Genomic DNA, 18,665 nt, shown 5'->3' on the forward strand with positions numbered 1-18,665 from the left:
ATAAGAAGAACTTCCATTTGTTTTTAAAAGAGTGCGAGTTTAGATTCAACTATGGCTCACCATCTAATCAGCTGAAAACCTTGAGAAAATGGTGTGATATTTAATCCTTATCTACTACAGCCCCTAATATTTTATTGCCGATTTTTCTACATCTCTATTTGATCATTCTGCTATCGTGCCATGTCTGTTCAAGATATGGCATAAAAATACGATGCTCATATCTAAAATAAAAACATGATACTCTAATTCTCCAACGGCATGACGCCTCAGTCTAGAGAAAAATATTCATTTTGATAGCATGGGCGATTATAACTGAATAATATACAGACACGAACCCTGTCGTTAGCAAAGTATCGTGTTCTTCTTATGCTGATAATTATACGATGAAAGTAGCGTAAAAAGATCTGTATCAAACGAATAACAACCAGTAGATTAAGCATCGCGTTACAATACGCAACACCCCACAACAATACAAACCGATGTACTGATACTGAAGTAACGTCATTAGGGTATGCTACTGATATGTTGCTAAAAAATGGTGTTGGCTCACAAGATATCTACACATAAATCAATATTTTATGTGACTTTTGTTTTTTTACCGATTAACATATGACCATTAAATAAAGACGAGCGAGTGTAATACTGAATGAATAAACAATCGATATTATCTATAGCTTCTGTGATAGCAAATACTGCCTCAAAAGTTGGGATTGCAGGACTGATAACGTCTGTTGCTATGCTGTCTCAAGCTTCTAATGCTGCGAATAACTCTGGCACTACCATTCCGCTAGACATGTCTGGCATCAATATCACTAAGCACGAAATTGCGGTGATGCAGGTACTATCAGAGATATGCCCACCAATGCTAAATGGTAAGCAAAAACAGCGGTTCTATAAGTCGTACACTGTACAGCTGCATGAGCTAATGCCTTCTCTAGAAGATCCAAAAGCGGCTATTCAATACCTATCTACACAGCAAGACTACCGCCAGATACTACAAGGTATTCGTAGTTGGACGATGGGATTCTCAAAGCAAGAAAACAAAGCACTATGTGAAGATTTGGCAAACGCGGATTATTAGACAACTAGCTAGTTTAATTCAATAACTAGCGTCCTCTGCTTAATGTGTTAATAATATTGGTATCAATGATAATAAAATAAAAGCTATGTACTCTTTATAACATCAATTAAGCAAATATTATCAACTGATTTTCTAGATATCTGTAGCATCAAAGCTTGCTGTCACTTTACTTGTTATTCACAAGCAGTGCAGCAGGCTTTTTTGTGAGCGTTAAATTTTTATTACAGAGACTGGTCAGATGATAGACACAACAAATATATGATAGGCCTTCATTTTTCTTTTCAAACTTGCCTTATTTTTGCATTTATCGATTCCCCATCGGTAGTCATTTTGCTAAGATAAGGCGTTAATTTTATGTCTATTGTGTAGGCGTTACTATTTTCATCGATACATTATTTTAAACACTGCATTTAAGACATGCTGCTTAAAATAATGTATGGAAATAGGTACAAAACATAAGCGATAGATACATTTGGTTCCATGATGCGGTGTAATGATATATGACAGTAAAGCGTGTAAAAAATCAGCTGATACAGCTGGTAGTTGGTGTAAGTATCTCGATGAGTGCAGTAGTGGCAAACGCAGCCATTCAACCACCTGAAATGGACAATACTGCCTATGTGTTGATGGACTATAACACTGGCGAAATTTTGGCTCAAAAGAACGCCAATGAGGCGCTGCCGCCAGCATCTCTGACTAAGATGATGACCAGTTATATCATTGAGCAACGCTTAGCATCAGGCGACCTGAAAGAAGATGAACAGGTATTGATGAGTCCAGACGCATGGTGCCGTGGTAGCAGCAGCCAATCTTGTATGTATGTGCCTGTGAACAAAACCGCCAGCGTCATCGATATGCTACGCGGTATTATTATTCAATCAGGTAATGATGCATCGAAAGCCATGGCTGAACATATTGCTGGTAGCGAAGCCTCATTTGCAATATTGATGAACGAACAAGCACAAAAGATTGGCATGGAGAACTCTAACTTTGTCAATGCTACGGGTATGCCTGATGAAGGTCATTTAGCGTCTGCTTTAGATTTGTCTAAACTTGCTCGTGCTATTATCAAAAACAGCGGCGACTACTATAGTATCTACGCAGAAAAAGAGTTCACTTATAATGGTATTACCCAAGGTAATCGTAATGCTCTGCTGATTACTGACCCAACCGTTGATGGCCTAAAAACTGGCCACACTGATGCGGCAGGCTACTGCTTGGTTGCATCAAGCAACCGTGAAGGCATGCGTCTAATCTCTGTCATTATGGGTACCAAGAGCCAACAAGCTCGCGCCGATCAGTCACGCGAACTACTTAACTGGGGTTTCGGTCACTTTACAACGGTTACCAAGGCGCCTGCTGGACAGTTCGTTAGCAAGCTTCCAGTATGGTTTGGAGAAGCTGACGAGGTAGAACTGGCAACTGGCGACAACTTGCAAATTCTAACCAGCAAAACCCAGAAAAATAAAATCACCACAGTGGTGGATATTCCTGAGAGCTTAGAAGCACCAATCAAAAAAGGTCAGGAAGTTGGTAAAATGATGGCTGTAATCGATGGTAAAGCAGTAGCCTCTGTTCCTATCATCGCAACCAATGATATCGAACAGTCAGGCTTTATGAGCCGTACGTGGGAACATATCGTACGCTGGGTAAAGAATCTTTTCTAAGAGAAACTTTTAAAAAGTAATTTTAGCTAGGGCGTGTCTTCATTTCAAAAATGGTGATAAAAATGAGATAAATTGCCGTCAAACAAGAAAAATAGCGCAGATAATATCGGGATATTAACCAGCTATTTGACGCTGTTTGGCAAGATTTAGCCATTTTTAGCCCATTTAGATGACTATCGGGTGAATTGAAGACACGCCCTAAAAACTGTTTAAAAAAAGACGCCTCAAAATGGGCGTCTTTTTTGTTTTTATGCCTACTTTATTTTAAAAGTGCTTCGATATTGAAAAGTAGAAAATATAAAAAATGCTACCTAATAAAATGAACCTAACTAGGAACACGGATTTGGTAGAACAGCTCTACGTCCAAACCAACCATTGTTTTAATAAGTCGCTTAACGCTTTGTCCTTATAAGTAGCAATATGACAATAGTCAATACCAGCTGCTTTTAAACCATACTCAAAGCTGCCTACATAGCGCGCCCGATGCTGTGGATACCAATATACCAATAACGCACGATGCTCGCTCTTACTGCCCTCATCGCTTTCATACTGACGGATACGTTTGGCTAGCATCGCAGCTTTTTCCGGGAAAACATCTTCACCAAACATCACCATGTCAACTTTCTGCTTACGCATCTCCTCTATGACGAGCTGGTTACCTTGACAACAAATAATCGTAGCCCCTAGATATTCCAGTTCATTTAATAAGGAGCCTGTCTCATGATAGTAATAATAAATAATCGTTAGACCAGACAATAAGCGCTGCTGTTTTGATTGCTGTTGATTGGGCATCGCTATGGTCAGCGTAAACTGTGTACCTACACCAAGCACACTATCAACATCAATCGTAGCACCCATAAGCTGCGCCATTTGTCTAACAATAGGTAAGCCAACCCCTGAGCCTTCGTACTGGCGAGTTTGCGACGAATCTACCTGAAAGAACGGATTAAATATATCGTCTAGGTGTTCCTTATCAATACCAATACCCGTATCTTTTACGCTAATCTGCCAGCGATTACTCTTATTAAAATGTGTCAGTTGCGACGTAATCGTAATTTTTCCGACAGGTGTAAACTTAATCGCATTGTTGAGCAGTATCGATAGTATCTGATGTATTTTTTCTGAATCACCGTACAGGCTATAGTCTATATGATGAATATTACTAATCAGCTCTAACCCTTTTTGCGTAGCCGTACTTTCAAACTTAGCTAATAGGTCAGCGATTAGCTGTAATGGGTTAAACTCATTTTTATGAATTCTTATCTGGCCTTTTTGAATCTGGTTCAACTGTATAATATGATCTAACGACAATACCAATTTATCACTACCACTACTGATAATCTCTACCGCGTCTTTTTGCTCTCTGTTTAGAGCCTCATGATCCAATAGTTGCAAACCACCTACAATTGCATTCAATGATGTTTTTAACTCATGAGAAATCATGCTTTGAAAATTGTGCAATTGCACATCAAGTGACATATCTTTATTGTGTAATTGCTGTTCAAAGGCTGCAAGGGTTTCATAACCTTGCCGTGCTTCTTGTAAACGATTAAATAACACAATTAATGCTTTTTTGATTTGGGTTAGTTCTTGAAAATTGAATTGCTGCGGAATGACTGGCAGTTGCTCTAGATTTGCGTTGTTCATGACAATGGCACAAACATCAGTTAACACTTCAATATCTTTAACTGGCCAATTAAGTTTTCGGAAAATGTAAAAAGCAAAAATAATAATCAGCACAACTGTTGTTAGCCATAACCACAGGATATTTTGGAACCACTGTAAACGTAGCAACTTTACATCTATCGTAATATTAATATAACCAATCAATGTGCTATTTTCGGTAACTGTATCAGTCACCTCATCTGGCGCTGACGATTCGCTCATAATGTTTGATAAAGTCAGTGCTAACTGTTGATTGGAATCGGACTTATTGGACGCGATACTACTGGCATCAAGGTCTTTACTAATCACTGGATAGTTGAAACTGACCGTATGCGCAAATAAAGCATTTTTCCAATCAGCAAGCGACTGGTCTATATCTTCAATTGGCTCAGAAGTTGAATAGAAAACAATACTCTGAATAGTCGGCTCATTCTCTAACAAGATATTGACTTGTTCAGCCACAACATCTGCCCCATCTGCAGTCGATGCGCTAGTCGTTAGTAGCGATGCCAATTGCTGAATATGCTGTTCTTTTTCTTGATAGTGATGCACTAAACCATAAAGAAAAGGCAATAAAAAACCTGCCAGCACTGCCAATACGACAGCTTGTATGACAGAACGCCAGATAAGTACGGGGATGGTTTGAGACGAACGGTTGTTCATATCACTCTACTGAGTCGCGTGCAGCTTTCATTTATAGTACAGGTATTTTAAAGATGTGATAAGTAAAACATTTGAGTATTTTTTGAAACTAAGATAGCTATTTATAAGCCCAAACTATAGCGTATTAATAGAAAAATGTCATCGCGCTATCGAACGCGATGACATTAATCATAAAGCTAAAGATATAACGCCTAAAATACGAGAATTAACGAGGCTTTTTATCTTTGGTAGTAAATTTCTGTGATCTATTACGCTCACGTTGACGCAATTGCTGAGCTTTAGCTTTAGTCGGCGTGTCGCTCTTGTTAGCATATGGATTGTCGTTTTGCTTCAAGATAACGTTAAGCGGTGTGCCTTCTAACTTAAACACTTGACGGAATTGATTCTCTAGATAACGCTGATAGCTCTTAGGAAGCGAACTGGTTTGGTTACCATGAATAACAATAACGGGTGGATTGTGGCCACCAATATGCGCATAACGCAACTTGATACGACGACCAGCAACGGTCGGTGGCGGATTGGCCGTTACCGCATCTTGCAAAATCTGAGTCAAACGGTTGGTTGATACTTCAAACATCGAAGATTTATACGCACGTAAGATAGACGGATATAAATTACCGACGCCTGTACCATGCAATGCTGAAATCAAATGTATTTTTACATAAGGAATAAAGCTAAAACGGCGATCCATTTCAAGCTTGATATAGTCTCTTTGATCTTGCGTTAGACCATCCCATTTATTGATCGCAACGACTAACGCTCGTCCAGCGTCAAGTGCATAACCAATCATATGCAAATCTTGGTCCACGATACCTTCATGAGCATCAATGACAATCACGGTTACGTTAGAATCTTCAATCGCTTGCAAGGTCTTGATGACAGAGAACTTTTCTACTTTTTCATCGATTTTACCGCGGCGACGTACACCAGCGGTGTCAATCAAGACATAGTCTCTGCCTTCACGCTGATAAGGAATATAAATACTGTCGCGTGTCGTGCCTGGCATATCGAATACCACTACTCGATCTTCGCCAAGCAGGCGGTTGACGAGCGTCGATTTACCAACGTTTGGACGACCAATAATGGCGAGCTTCAAGCCTCTTGGTTCTACTATGTTTTCTTGCTCAGGCATATCAGCCGTTAGCACTTCAAGCAAATTGCCCACACCGCGACCATGACTGGCTGCCATCGGATATGGCTCGCCCAATCCTAATGCATAAAACTCAGCAGGTGCTGCATCATGTACGCCATCGACTTTATTGGCAACAACATAGACAGGCTTGCCTAACGTATGCAAAAACTTACCAATTTCAGCATCAGCGCCAATCATACCGGCACGAGCGTCAACGACGAATACAATAATATCTGCTTCATGGATTGCTGTATGCGACTGCTCAGACATATAGTCATCAATATTACCGCTACCATCGTCAGCTTCACCGATACCACCCGTATCTACAACGATAAAAGATTTATCTTCATAAGTTGCATCACCGTACTGACGGTCACGAGTCAATCCTGAAAGGTCAGCGACCAATGCCTGCCGACTTTTTGTGAACTGATTAAATAAGGTGGATTTACCGACGTTTGGACGACCAATTAAGGCGACCACAGGCTTGATACTCATGGGTTACTCTCAGTGAAAGGCACAATGACGGGCAGTACAGTTATTCTTATAACCAGTGACATAACAATAGTAATAGATATGCTGCAATTGACCGTGAATTAAAATGAATGATAGAACAATAGCAAAAATAATAGATGGCTATTTTACGATTAAAAATAGTATATAGGATGGCTTCATAATACCTATTATACATAAATAAGTAGTATATATGGATAGCACATCGGTCGCATAGAGTACGCGAAAGCCTGTGTTTAAACAAGCAATTTACACAAGGCACTAAACGCTGACTAAGCAGCGTTTGTGTTTTATAAATGATAATCAAGAATAGGCTTAAGGGCTATAGTGAAATATTACACTTCGTTGATTATCTATAAGCACCTATCTATATAGTTATTAGCGCACTAACTGCCAGATAGCAACTTGTCCTGACGTACTTTGAGTCATTAAACGGCTACCTTGGACTTGCAAGTTGGTCAACGCACCTTTTGTCTCTACACGACTAACGATGCTACCCGTAGCAGGGTCAAACAAATGCACTACGCCATCAAAATCACCAATGGCAATATAGTTGCCAATCATCACAGGATTGGTAAGATCTCGGTAAGCCAATTCGTCACTTTCCCAGAGTGTCTCGCCACTGTTGCGGTCATAAGCAACTACTTTGCCATCTAAACTGGTAGCGATAACTTGCTGAGTGTTTACCGCCAGTGATTTGAGACTCGCAATTTCATTGACGAACATTACCTGACGCGAGGCCAAATCAATACCTAATAGCTGACCACTATAGCTGATCGCAAATAACTGATTTTTATCTAAGATAGGTTTGCCATCGACATCGCTCATGCGCTCAACTTCACTACTACCAGCACCTACGCCAACACGTCTTGACCATAGCGGAAGACCATTATCGACAGTAATTGCATGCAGGCGACCATCAGCTGTGGCCAAAAGCGCTGTCTCATTGTCTAATAAAGTTGGCGCAGCGCTACCGCGAACGCTGATAGCAGGTACTTGAGTTGCGAACTGCCATACTGATTGTCCGGTTTGTAGTGACAGACCATGTAAGAAACCATCATTTGCTGATAATACCACACGATTATTGGTAATCAGTGCTGGCGTCAAAACCGAACCTGATAACTGCTGCTGCCAGCGTTTTGCACCAGTCGTGCTATCAAACGCCATGACCTTGCCACCACGAGTACTAACGATAGCTGTCTGGCTCAATGCATCTACTGCAACACCGCCGGTGATTTGGTCGTCAACATTGATTGACCATACGCGCTCGCCTGCACTATTAAACCCTGACAGCTCACCACCGCGTGATGCAGTAACGATTTGACCATTGGCATAGCCAACTTGCAAATCTAACGGATCTTTTTTGCTGGCTTTTTTATTGCCAACATCGGTACTGAAAACAGGCTGTAGTACGCTAATCGGCTGAGCGATTTGTACCAATTTTACCGGATCATTAACCACAGGCTTAATACCGCGATTACATCCAATCACTGCCGTGCTCATTACTGCCAGTACGGCCACATGCATGACTGTCTTTCTGATAGTCTTGGTGTTTAACATTTTGCTAGAGCGAATAGATTGAGTCATTGTATGTTCTCACTACAGATAAATTATTATTAATTGGTAAATTGGCCAACCGCAAATTAGTAATCATTAGGTTATATTAAAAAAGAGCTTTGGATGATTACCAACTCTCAATACTATACTACTGACTTAATATCTAGCCTACTGACTTACTGCCCTGCTTCGACAGCGACTTCGTTCGAGGTATCCATCACTAGCGACGGCTCAGGAGCAGATGGCTCTTGAATAAGACTGGTTTGCTCAGCAATCGGCTCAGCCGTGATACCTAAGCTTTCCATCTTTAATGCCAATACTGCACGCGTTTCTTGACGGCTACGTAATAGCTCCCACGCATTGCTATAGGATTTAATCGCTGAATCTTTATTGTCTTGTGCTAAATAAATATCTCCTAGCAGCTCCTGCTGACTTGCTTCAAACGAGCTTGGCATGTCATTGTTTGCTTCTGATAGTGCAGCATCTGTATCACCTGCGGCCAACAGCGTTTTTGCATAGCGTAAACGAGTAATCGCTGCTAGACCAGCATCACCCAAATCGATGGCCAATGCTTTTTTGAATGTCTCAGTCGCTGCTGCAAAGTCATCATTGTCTACTTGCTGACGTGCCTTTATCATTAGCGCTTGCCATGCATAAACCGACTCACCGTGCGTACTGACCAAAGTATCAATATCTTTGTCTAGCTGGCTACGACTTTGGGTAAGTGCTTCTTGAGCCTCTGCTTCTAAATCTGGGTTTTGCGAGGCCAATTTAACCTCTTCGTTTAGCTGCTGAATATCAGCATATTGATCGGCGGCGACGGTATCTACTCGCGCATGGTTGTTTTGCCAGTATGTCCAACCAAAGTAGGCGGCCAGTGCTAACAAAATCGCAGTAACGATATAACTACCATATTGCTTTAGCGCTTGCATGGAGTTATCTGCATTCGGCGAATTAGGTGTCAGAGCCATATATATTTACCTGATAAAATTTACATTAAATTGCTAGTGCGACAAACAAAGCTGATTAGTCAAAAATTGACTAGCGACGAGAAAAGTTATCTTTATTTGATAGCCAATCTTGGGCGACTGTCTTTTGCTCACCGGTCTGCATATCTTTAATACTAATCGTATGATCATCCAGCTCTTGCTGGGCGATGATAACTGTCAATGCCGCGCCTGACTTGTCTGCCTTCTTCATTTGCGCTTTTAGACTCGTGGCACTGGCCATCTTCACTCGTACATCTGGACGACTATGACGTAAGTTCTGTGCATAGCTTATACCAGCACTATATACCTCAGGATGGGCCACAACGAATACATCACAAGCAGGTATATCAGCAATCGGCGCAACCGCTTCTATGAGTAGCAATAAACGCTCAAGCCCCATTGCAAAACCAACACCAGGCTCAGATTTGACTGGTTTACTGCCATCTGTACCGATTGATTTCAATTGCCCGACTAGCCCATCATAACGACCACCCGCACAAACGGTAGCTTGGCTTCCAAGCTTATCTGTTACCCACTCAAATACCGTTTTATTGTAATAATCAAGGCCACGTACTAAGTGCGGATTGATTTCAAAATCGATATTAAGCGCAGTCAGATAGGCTTTGACCTGCTCAAAATGCGCCACACTCTCTTCACCCAAGAAGTCAGCAAGCTTTGGCGCATTTGCCAATACTGCTTGCGTGCTCGCCTCTTTACTATCCAAGATACGTAAAGGGTTAGTCGTTAGGCGGCGTTTGCTGTCTTCGTCTAGCTGGTCTTTTTTATCAGTCAAATAAGTAACCAATGCTTCGCGATAAGCATAGCGCTCATCCAGCTCACCCAAACTGTTTAGTTGCAAACGCATCTCATTGTTAAGACCTAACTCTTGCCACATCAGATGAGTCATAGCAATCAGCTCAGCATCAGCATCTGGTAATGCACTACCAAAGCTCTCGACACCTAACTGATGAAACTGGCGATAGCGGCCTTTTTGCGGACGCTCGTAGCGGAACATCGGACCGATATACCAAAGCTTAGGCGTGTCCCCACGTAGCAAGTTGTGCTCGATAACTGCGCGTACTGCTCCAGCTGTGCCTTCAGGACGTAGCGCTAACGGCGTTGGCGGCTCAGATTTATCAGTAAAGCTGTACATCTCTTTTTCGACGATGTCAGTCGCGCCGCCAATAGCACGGGCAAACAGATCCGTTTGTTCAACGATTGGCAAGCGAATATGCTCGTAACCGTACCTACCAAGTACATCAGCCAATATCGCTTCTAAATGCAGCCACTTTGCTGATTGGTCAGGTAAAATATCATTAAAACCTTTGATAGCTTTGATCATGGTAAGGTCGTATCCTTAAATGTTTAACAGGTATTCTATTATTGTTTTCTATGTACTTAAATAAGCGTTGTATCTAATTGATGCTATGACGATATAGCTTAACGTATCAATCTAATGTATGGCTTATTTTACGCGAATGATTTCATTCTCACGTTTTTTCGCCAACTCTTCTGCATGGGCGCGAACCATACCTTCTATTTCATCGACCAGATTGCCTGTATCAATAAGGTGGCTTTTTTCACCCATACGATAGACCAGTGATCTAGGGGCAGCACCAACGATACCGATATCGGCCTCTTTTGCTTCTCCTGGACCATTGACCTTACAGCCGATCACAGATAGATTCATCGGTTCACGAATATCTTCTAGGCGCGACTCTAACGCTGTCATTACTTTAATCACGTCAAACTCTTGACGCGAGCAACTTGGGCAAGCGATAAAGTTTACGCCGTTCGAGCGAATATTAAGCGATTTTAAGATATCAAAACCAATCTTAATCTCTTCTTCAGGCTCGGCGGCCAATGAGATACGAATGGTATCGCCAATACCATCTAGCAATAATCCACCTAGCGCGATAGCAGATTTAACAGCGCCCGTACGGTAGACACCCGCTTCCGTCACGCCCAAATGTAATGGATTATCAATTTGCGCTGATATTAAACGATAAGCATCCAGTGTCAAAAACACGTTACTGGCTTTGACAGATACTTTGTACTGGTCAAAATTAAGACGCTCTAAAATGTCGATATGGCGCATTGCCGATTCAAGCATTGCCTCGCCAGTTGGCTCAGTATACTTACGCTGTATGTCTTTTTCTAAAGAGCCAGCGTTGACGCCAATACGAATCGGAATATTATGATACTTGGCACAAGCGACTACTTCACGTACTTTGGCATCGCTACCAATGTTACCGGGATTGATACGTAAGCAGTCAGCGCCCGCTTCAGCAACGGCCAAAGCGATTTTATGATCAAAATGCACGTCAGCGATCAAAGGCACGCTTACCAGTTTGCGAATTTCACCAAAGGCTTTGACCGTATCCATCGTTGGCGTTGATACGCGCATCAAATCTGCACCTGCTTCGACACAACGCTCGATTTGAGCGACCGTTGCTGCTACATCACAGGTGTCAGTGTTGGTCATGCTCTGTACGCTAATTGGTGCATCACCACCAACCGCGACATCACCGACATAGATTTTTTTGGTCAGACGACGATTAATAGGCGATGGCATTGACATACATAAATCCTTGAATCAAAAATAGAAAAGCCCTAGGCCTTTGTACATATAATATAAACCAGCTAAATCAGCCTACACATATTCGCTTTATTCAAACACATGGATGCTTCATCCAAACATATGAGTGCTTTATTTAAATTTGGCGCTTATGCAACTGACTATGGTGCCAATTCAAAAGTAGCTTGCTTATCTGTTGCATACGTATCTAACGCAACTGGTTGTTGATTGAGCATCAAGCTAACATTGTCGATATTATCAATCTGCACATTAAACGGTGGCATACCTGACAAGTCATAATTACCTGCAGACTGAGAACCATTTATCAGACTGTTTCCAGAAGCATCCGTGATACTAACCACAGCGTCGCTTGTCAATACAAGGTTTAGGTTAGCAGTCGTTGCAGCATCACCTAGATTCAATGCAGAGCCAGAAGCACCAACGCCACTTGCATCACTATTGATGGCGGCACCTTGCGCTTGCTCTATCGCTGACATGTCTTCAACAGCTGATACAGGCTCTTGTGTGTTTTCTTTGCTAGCGTTACTCACCATACGGAATAGGAACACCGCCAAGATAATCAATCCGATAACGCCTACGATCAATAGCGGGTTAAAGCGGATGCGGTTGTGAGTATCACGCTGCAAAGTCCCCATTGGGCGCAGCGGCGTATCGATATTGCTGGCTGATTTGGCCTTCAACTCATTAGGATAGGCAGCATCGAAGCTACTAGCGATTTTTGCTGAATCTAAGCCCAAATATTTGGCATAATTAATCGCAAAACCACGAGCAAATGCAGCCTGTGGTAGCTCAGCGAAGTTTTCGCTCTCTAATGCTTCTAGATGACGCTTTAGAATGAACAGCTCAGCCGCCGCTGCTTCTAAAGTTACTTGCTTGTTTTTACGGGCTTGCTGCAACACGGCACCAAATGATCCCTGAGCGTTAGATTGAGTGTTAGATGATGGGGTAATCATTTCCATGGTGCCTCTGGATTGTTAAGCCAAGTCTTAAGTTGTTTTGCTTCATCACTTAGCGGATAAGCGGATAAAAGCTGCTGTGCCAATTGCTGGCGCGTTGTTATATTACTTTGTGCTGCTGCAAGCTTGATACCTTGTAAGAGCAAGCGCGGGCTAATACCCTGCCCCTGCACCAATATCAGCGTCTCATCATACAGTCTCTGAGCCTGCGGTACACGCTGTTGGTTGAGCAATAAATCTACCAGTTCGATATGAGCAATAATACTATTACGATTGCCATCAAGTGCCCGTAAAAATGCTTTTGAAGCAGCACTATTATCATCTAACTGTAGATAAGTACGACCTAGGTTTTCTAGCGCGCCAATACGGCCTTCATAGCCTAGCGTCGCCCCTGCAATCTCAAACTGTTCTGCTGCTTCACGGTAACGCTTTGTCTGTGACAGATACACGCCATAATTATTGTGTGCTTGTACAAAGTCTTTATCTAGCGCGATTGCTTTTTTGAAGTATTCATCAGCTTTGGCTAGGTTGATACGGCTGCCTTCTTGCTGCAACAGAACGCCCATCATATCATAGGCTGGCGCATAACGGCTATCGGCAGCAAAGGCTTTTTCAAGCTGCTGCTGCGCGGTATCTAGCTCATTTTTTCGGATGTATTGCGCGGCAAGTGAGGTACGCACACGGGCGATTTCCTGCTGATCTAAATTGCGATCATTGCTAGCACGCGTAGATGTTTGATAAGGAGAGTTACCTAGCAAATCATTAGTCGGGGTGGTCTGACAGCCACTTAATACAAGAACGCCAAACACTGCCAACAGGACTGCACGCTTTGGCAAAGCGGTTTGGGCAGCACTGATACTCGAATGCTTATAAAACTTAGAAAATGATTTTTGATATTTGAACTGACAAGAATTTTTAGAAGTCATCATAGCCGCCATCATAAAACTGGGATTCAATGCGTTCGATCTTCGAGGCCTCAGTTTAATAGATTTAACCCCGATAAGTACAATTTAGTTGTTATTAATTGCCGCGTTCTGCAATCTTGACAGTCATTGCTACATTTTCTTACCATTGCGACAGACAAAAGACAGCTAAAACGCTATACCAGTCATATATAACGCTTATTCTCTCAAAGACTACTAAACACTTTCACGATCTTTGATACTTTGCTGCCATGCGGCTGAGCGTCTAGTACGATCGGCCACTTGTCCAACCAATTGGCCACAAGCAGCATCGATGTCATCACCACGTGTTTGACGAATCGTACAAACAAAACCTGCTTCGCTCAATATATTACTAAACGCATGAATACGGTTGTTGCTTGATTTATCATACGGTGCATGTGGGAATGGGTTGAACGGAATAAGGTTAATCTTACTTGGTAACCCTTCTAATAGCGCAACCAACTGATGGGCATGCTCATTGCTATCATTGACGCCATCAAGCATCACATACTCGATTGTAACGTGTTTCTTATGACGTGGATTGACATCATAAACATAGTTTTTTGCCGCTGCAATCAGCTCTTCTAATGGATATTTCTTGTTAATTGGTACTAACTCATTACGCAGCTCATCATTTGGCGCATGCAGGGAAATGGCCAATGCCACGTCGATGTCTTGCGCTAACTGATACATTTTCGGGACGACACCAGAAGTCGATAACGTGACGCGACGCTTTGATAATCCATAAGCATGGTCGCTTAGCATCAACTCCATTGAGCCTACGACAGGCTTGTAGTTCAATAGCGGCTCACCCATGCCCATCATCACCACGTTGGTGACGTTATTTTCCCATAGGCTATGATCAACGTTTTCTAAACTTTCATTTTCATCTGTCATATATGACGCATTAGCGACCCATAACTGACCGATAATTTCAGCCGCACTTAAGTCACGCTCAAACCCTTGCTTGCCCGTACTACAGAAGCTACAGTCTAGTGCACAGCCTACTTGCGAAGACACGCATAATGTCTTACGGCCATTTAACTTGCTATCATCTGCAGGGATAAGCACCGTCTCAACCAATGAGCCACCAGTGACTTCAAATACCCACTTACGCGTACCATCATCACTATATTGACGATGAATCACTTTGGGCGGTACTACACAAGCATTAAGCGATAACTTATCTCGTAATGACTTACTCAAATTGGTCATTTGCTCAAAATCTGTCACGCCATGCTGATAAATCCATTTAATCACTTGAGTTGAGCGGAATGGTTTTTCGCCAATACTCTTGAAGTAATCAGCCAGTTGCGCTTGCGTCATACCCAATAGATTGGTTTTAGCATGTGCCTCATCTACTAGCTTGATGCTATCAGTAATCTTAGCAGGTACGTGCTGAGTAGGTGCTTGAACAGTTGACATAATAGGTAACCTTTTTGCAGAAGCTTAGATAAGCGGTGCAATTATTTATATGGGCTTTGCCATACATACATGGGTGCATGAGCAATCCGCTATGAGCGCAGTTTTTCGAATTAATGAAAACATGCTGATAAGGGATTGATAACGCTAAGTAAAATCAATAATGAGGCAAGTCATTAAGAATTTCAATGAATAATATAATTATAGAACTCTAAAGCGGATACAAGGCAGCCGACTGCATATTGTACAAGTAGTACATCTAAGGAGGGTAACGCCCTAGCAGTTTAGTAATTATTGGACTATAGGATTATTATAATAGCTAAAACGGCCTATACCCATAAGATATAAGCCGTCTCGCAAACCAATTATAAACAATAAATGCTGTAAATAATTCGTCTATAGTCAATCAAGTATAAAACTCATACAGGTAAGATCAGTCTAAATCGTAGCTGTCTTATTATAGCAGTTACCTCAAACAAATCGAATGCCGTAAAAGCTTATAGCTGGTTTACTATATTAGCGTGTACGTGCACAAACTTCATCATCGCTGAAGAAGTAGCTGATTTCACGTGCTGCTGATTCAGCTGAATCTGAACCATGTACTGCGTTTTCGTCGATGCTGCTAGCGAAGTCAGCACGGATAGTGCCTTCAGCAGCTTCTTTTGGGTTAGTTGCACCCATGATTTCACGATGCTGAGCGATAGCGTTTTCGCCTTCTAGTACTGATACCAATACTGGACCTGACATCATGAAAGATTTTAGGTCGTTGTAAAATGGACGCTCAGCGTGCTCAGCATAAAAACCGCCTGCTTTTTCATCATCAAGTTGTAGCATTTTAGCTGCAACAATTTTTAGACCAGCTTGTTCGAAACGGCTATAGATAGCGCCAATGTGGTTGCCAGCAACTGCGTCAGGTTTGATGATAGATAAAGTACGTTCGTTAGCCATGAGAAGCTCCTAATAAATGATAAATTCAATAAAATATGAAAAATTAATGCGTTGTTTTAGCTTTAGCCACAATGTTGACTTGGACTGTTTTACACAACTCATGGTATATCAGTGTATAACCATAAGCGCCAACATCGGATTGCTGCCTATTATAATGATTAAGGCCATAAATGATAGGGTTAATTTATGACCATACCTTGCATAAAAGTAAATTTATAACAGTATCTTACTTACATCCAAGTTAAGTACTCATCAACAACAGATGCATGAGCTATCGACTTACTTACCTTATCGCTACTCATATTTATCACTTATAGCTACCAGACTGATTTTATAGAGTATTTATATCATTATTAATGATTAGAAAACCCTCAACACACCTTGCTAAGAGTTTTGCTAATACATACTACCAATCAAAACATTTAATCATCTAAGCGACTGTCTCGACAACTACCTGCATTGCATTCACGCACACGTTCATTCAAAAAATTAACTCGATTAGCTGTCTTATTGGTGGCACAGCTCATATTGACAAAGAAACCATCACCATCGTTATAACTACATTGGTCGTTGCGCTCGCGCATCCACGCTAATTGTCCGCGTTTAAGCGTGGCTTTTTGCTGTTTGTTTAGGAGTTTACTCAATTTACTGTAAGAGTTGTTAAGCTCTTTATCTGCTTCTAAGTATACTTTCGTCAGGCAATATAGCCCATCAAAGTCATTGTTTGGTTTGTCACAGTTTTCTGCACCCCAAGCAAACATAGGCAACATGAAAGCTGCGGATGTAACTATTGCTATAGAGGTATTGCGAATCGTGGATTTAAGCGTATTCGTTGTCATAGCAAATTCCTTTTTGTATGTTGATAAAACCAAATCCGTCTATAATATCTTACACTTAATTAAGCCAAAATAATGTCAGTATATCCATTATTTATGATATTTTTAGATGACATTATAGCTAGTAGCCCTATACTCTTACACTGTTGAAGATCAAGGTAATCAATCAATTTCTTGAAGTAGCACACATAAAAAACCCCAACGCTCAGCATTGGGGTTTTTATTAATACTAAAAACTATTTAATCAAGTTTGTAATAAAAACTAAGCGTCGTACGGATCACGCAGTACGATCGTTTCTTCGCGATCAGGACCAGTTGAGATAATATCAACTGGGCAACCAATCAATGCTTCAATACGCTTGATATATTTTTTAGCGTTTTCTGGAAGCTCATCATAGTTAGTGATACCAACGGTAGACTCGCTCCAGCCTTGCATTGTTTCATACTTAGGCGTGACTGACTCGTAGAATTCAGCATCATGCGCGCCTGCACACTCAGTTTCAGGTAGGTTATAACCCACACCGATTAGCAGTTCTTCAAGACCATCTAGTACGTCAAGCTTGGTCAAGCAAATACCTGACATAGAGTTAAGTACTACTGCACGGCGTAATGCTTCAGCATCGAACCAACCACAGCGACGTGCACGGCCAGTCGTTGCACCAAATTCATGACCAACTTTGGCTAAATGAGCACCAACATCATCGAACAATTCAGTTGGGAACGGACCACTACCAACGCGCGTAGTGTACGCTTTGGTGATACCAAGCACATAGTCTAAATACAATGGACCGATACCTGTACCCGTTGATACACCACCAGCAGTTACACTTGAGCTGGTTACAAACGGATAAGTACCATGGTCGATATCAAGCAGCGTGCCTTGAGCACCTTCAAACATTAGGTTTTTGCCAGCCAGACGTAATTGATTTAGGTCTTCAGTTACATCAGTAACCATACCTTTAATCTCTTCTTTCCACTCTTTACAAAGCTTAAGTGTCTCATCAAAATCAATCGCTTCAACTTTATAATACTCAGTCAATTGGAAGTTATGGTATTCGATTAGGTTACGTAGTTTTTCTTCTAGATCTTCACGGAACAAATCAGCAAGTTTAATCGCACGACGTGCTACTTTGTCTTCGTATGCAGGACCGATACCGCGACCTGTTGTACCGATTTTACCAGAACCACGCTTGGCTTCACGAGCTTGGTCAAGTGCCACGTGATAAGGCATGATAAGTGGGCAATTAGGAGAGATACGTAGACGCTCACGTACTGGTACGTTGTTGTCTTCTAGCTCTTTCATTTCCTTTAGTAGTGCGTCAGGTGCTAACACCACGCCATTACCGATAAAGCAAGTGACGCCTTCACGCAAGATACCTGATGGAATCAAATGCAAGACAGTGGTTTTGCCATCGACAACCAACGTGTGACCAGCATTATGACCGCCTTGGAAGCGGGCTACTGCTGAGGCTTTTTCGGTAAGTAAATCAACGATTTTACCCTTACCTTCGTCGCCCCATTGGCTACCCAAAACTACAACATTCTTACCCATGATCAATCCTTACCTTTATGTATTGAGGTGTGTGCAATAAAAGCTGAAAATTAAAATGATTTTCTTAGCTATATCTTTTTATCTCAGTGATTTATGAAATAGAAACACTGAGATATCTAACGAATAATTTTGCGTTCTCATAAT

General features: G+C 41.7%; 14 protein-coding genes and 1 pseudogene. 3 read left to right on the forward strand and 12 right to left on the reverse strand.

What is annotated here, in order from left to right; all coding sequences use genetic code 11:
- The 3 genes and pseudogenes from JMX63_RS12700 to JMX63_RS12710 all read left to right on the forward strand — a co-directional run.
- Positions 1 to 104 (forward strand): annotated as a pseudogene (locus JMX63_RS12700) (IS1595 family transposase); the annotation flags it as partial.
- Positions 105 to 646: 542 nt separating this feature from the next.
- Positions 647 to 1,081 (forward strand): MCR_0457 family protein, encoded by a 435-nt coding sequence (locus tag JMX63_RS12705; RefSeq protein WP_057759051.1) that lies wholly within the window; start codon positions 647 to 649, stop codon positions 1,079 to 1,081.
- 500 nt (positions 1,082 to 1,581) lie between these two features.
- A complete protein-coding gene (locus tag JMX63_RS12710; protein ID WP_201572743.1) occupies positions 1,582 to 2,748 on the forward strand; it encodes a D-alanyl-D-alanine carboxypeptidase family protein in 1,167 nt (388 codons plus the stop codon).
- A 357-nt stretch (positions 2,749 to 3,105) separates the two neighbouring features.
- Here the strand turns inward: JMX63_RS12710 and JMX63_RS12715 are convergent, their stop codons facing one another.
- The 12 genes from JMX63_RS12715 to JMX63_RS12770 form a co-directional block, all read right to left on the reverse strand.
- On the reverse strand, positions 3,106 to 5,076 hold the full coding sequence (locus JMX63_RS12715) for a sensor histidine kinase (protein ID WP_201572745.1): 1,971 nt from the start codon (positions 5,074 to 5,076) through the stop codon (positions 3,106 to 3,108).
- Between the two features lie 205 nt (positions 5,077 to 5,281).
- The gene (gene der / locus JMX63_RS12720; protein WP_201572747.1) at positions 5,282 to 6,703 is read right to left on the reverse strand and encodes a ribosome biogenesis GTPase Der; all 1,422 of its coding nucleotides are present in this window, start codon (positions 6,701 to 6,703) and stop codon (positions 5,282 to 5,284) included.
- Positions 6,704 to 7,096: 393 nt separating this feature from the next.
- Positions 7,097 to 8,305 (reverse strand): outer membrane protein assembly factor BamB, encoded by a 1,209-nt coding sequence (bamB, locus tag JMX63_RS12725; RefSeq protein ID WP_201572749.1) that lies wholly within the window; start codon positions 8,303 to 8,305, stop codon positions 7,097 to 7,099.
- A gap of 146 nt (positions 8,306 to 8,451) precedes the next feature.
- Positions 8,452 to 9,246, reverse strand: a complete 795-nt coding sequence (locus JMX63_RS12730) for a YfgM family protein (protein ID WP_201572751.1) — start codon at positions 9,244 to 9,246, stop codon at positions 8,452 to 8,454.
- A gap of 70 nt (positions 9,247 to 9,316) precedes the next feature.
- Positions 9,317 to 10,606 (reverse strand): histidine--tRNA ligase, encoded by a 1,290-nt coding sequence (hisS, locus tag JMX63_RS12735; protein ID WP_201572753.1) that lies wholly within the window; start codon positions 10,604 to 10,606, stop codon positions 9,317 to 9,319.
- Positions 10,607 to 10,729: 123 nt separating this feature from the next.
- On the reverse strand, positions 10,730 to 11,845 hold the full coding sequence (gene ispG, locus JMX63_RS12740; protein WP_101206213.1) for a flavodoxin-dependent (E)-4-hydroxy-3-methylbut-2-enyl-diphosphate synthase: 1,116 nt from the start codon (positions 11,843 to 11,845) through the stop codon (positions 10,730 to 10,732).
- 158 nt (positions 11,846 to 12,003) lie between these two features.
- Entirely contained in the window at positions 12,004 to 12,816 is an 813-nt protein-coding gene (locus JMX63_RS12745) for a helix-turn-helix domain-containing protein (protein ID WP_201572771.1), read from the reverse strand.
- Positions 12,813 to 13,748, reverse strand: a complete 936-nt coding sequence (gene pilW, locus JMX63_RS12750; RefSeq protein WP_227673334.1) for a type IV pilus biogenesis/stability protein PilW — start codon at positions 13,746 to 13,748, stop codon at positions 12,813 to 12,815. Before pilW ends, JMX63_RS12745 begins: the two co-directional genes overlap by 4 nt.
- A 210-nt stretch (positions 13,749 to 13,958) precedes the next feature.
- Positions 13,959 to 15,188: a 23S rRNA (adenine(2503)-C(2))-methyltransferase RlmN gene (gene rlmN / locus JMX63_RS12755; RefSeq protein WP_057759033.1), complete on the reverse strand. Its 1,230-nt coding sequence runs from the start codon at positions 15,186 to 15,188 to the stop codon at positions 13,959 to 13,961.
- Between the two features lie 513 nt (positions 15,189 to 15,701).
- Positions 15,702 to 16,133: a nucleoside-diphosphate kinase gene (gene ndk / locus JMX63_RS12760; protein ID WP_057759031.1), complete on the reverse strand. Its 432-nt coding sequence runs from the start codon at positions 16,131 to 16,133 to the stop codon at positions 15,702 to 15,704.
- 422 nt (positions 16,134 to 16,555) lie between these two features.
- Positions 16,556 to 16,972 carry a lysozyme inhibitor LprI family protein gene (locus JMX63_RS12765; protein WP_101206216.1) on the reverse strand — a complete coding sequence of 139 codons (417 nt, stop codon included), beginning with the start codon at positions 16,970 to 16,972 and terminating at the stop codon, positions 16,556 to 16,558.
- Between the two features lie 259 nt (positions 16,973 to 17,231).
- Positions 17,232 to 18,521: an adenylosuccinate synthase gene (locus JMX63_RS12770; protein ID WP_057759029.1), complete on the reverse strand. Its 1,290-nt coding sequence runs from the start codon at positions 18,519 to 18,521 to the stop codon at positions 17,232 to 17,234.
- Positions 18,522 to 18,665: the final 144 nt, after the last annotated feature.

Origin of the sequence: Psychrobacter nivimaris (assembly GCF_904846365.1) — a bacterium.
GTDB lineage: Bacteria > Pseudomonadota > Gammaproteobacteria > Pseudomonadales > Moraxellaceae > Psychrobacter > Psychrobacter nivimaris_B.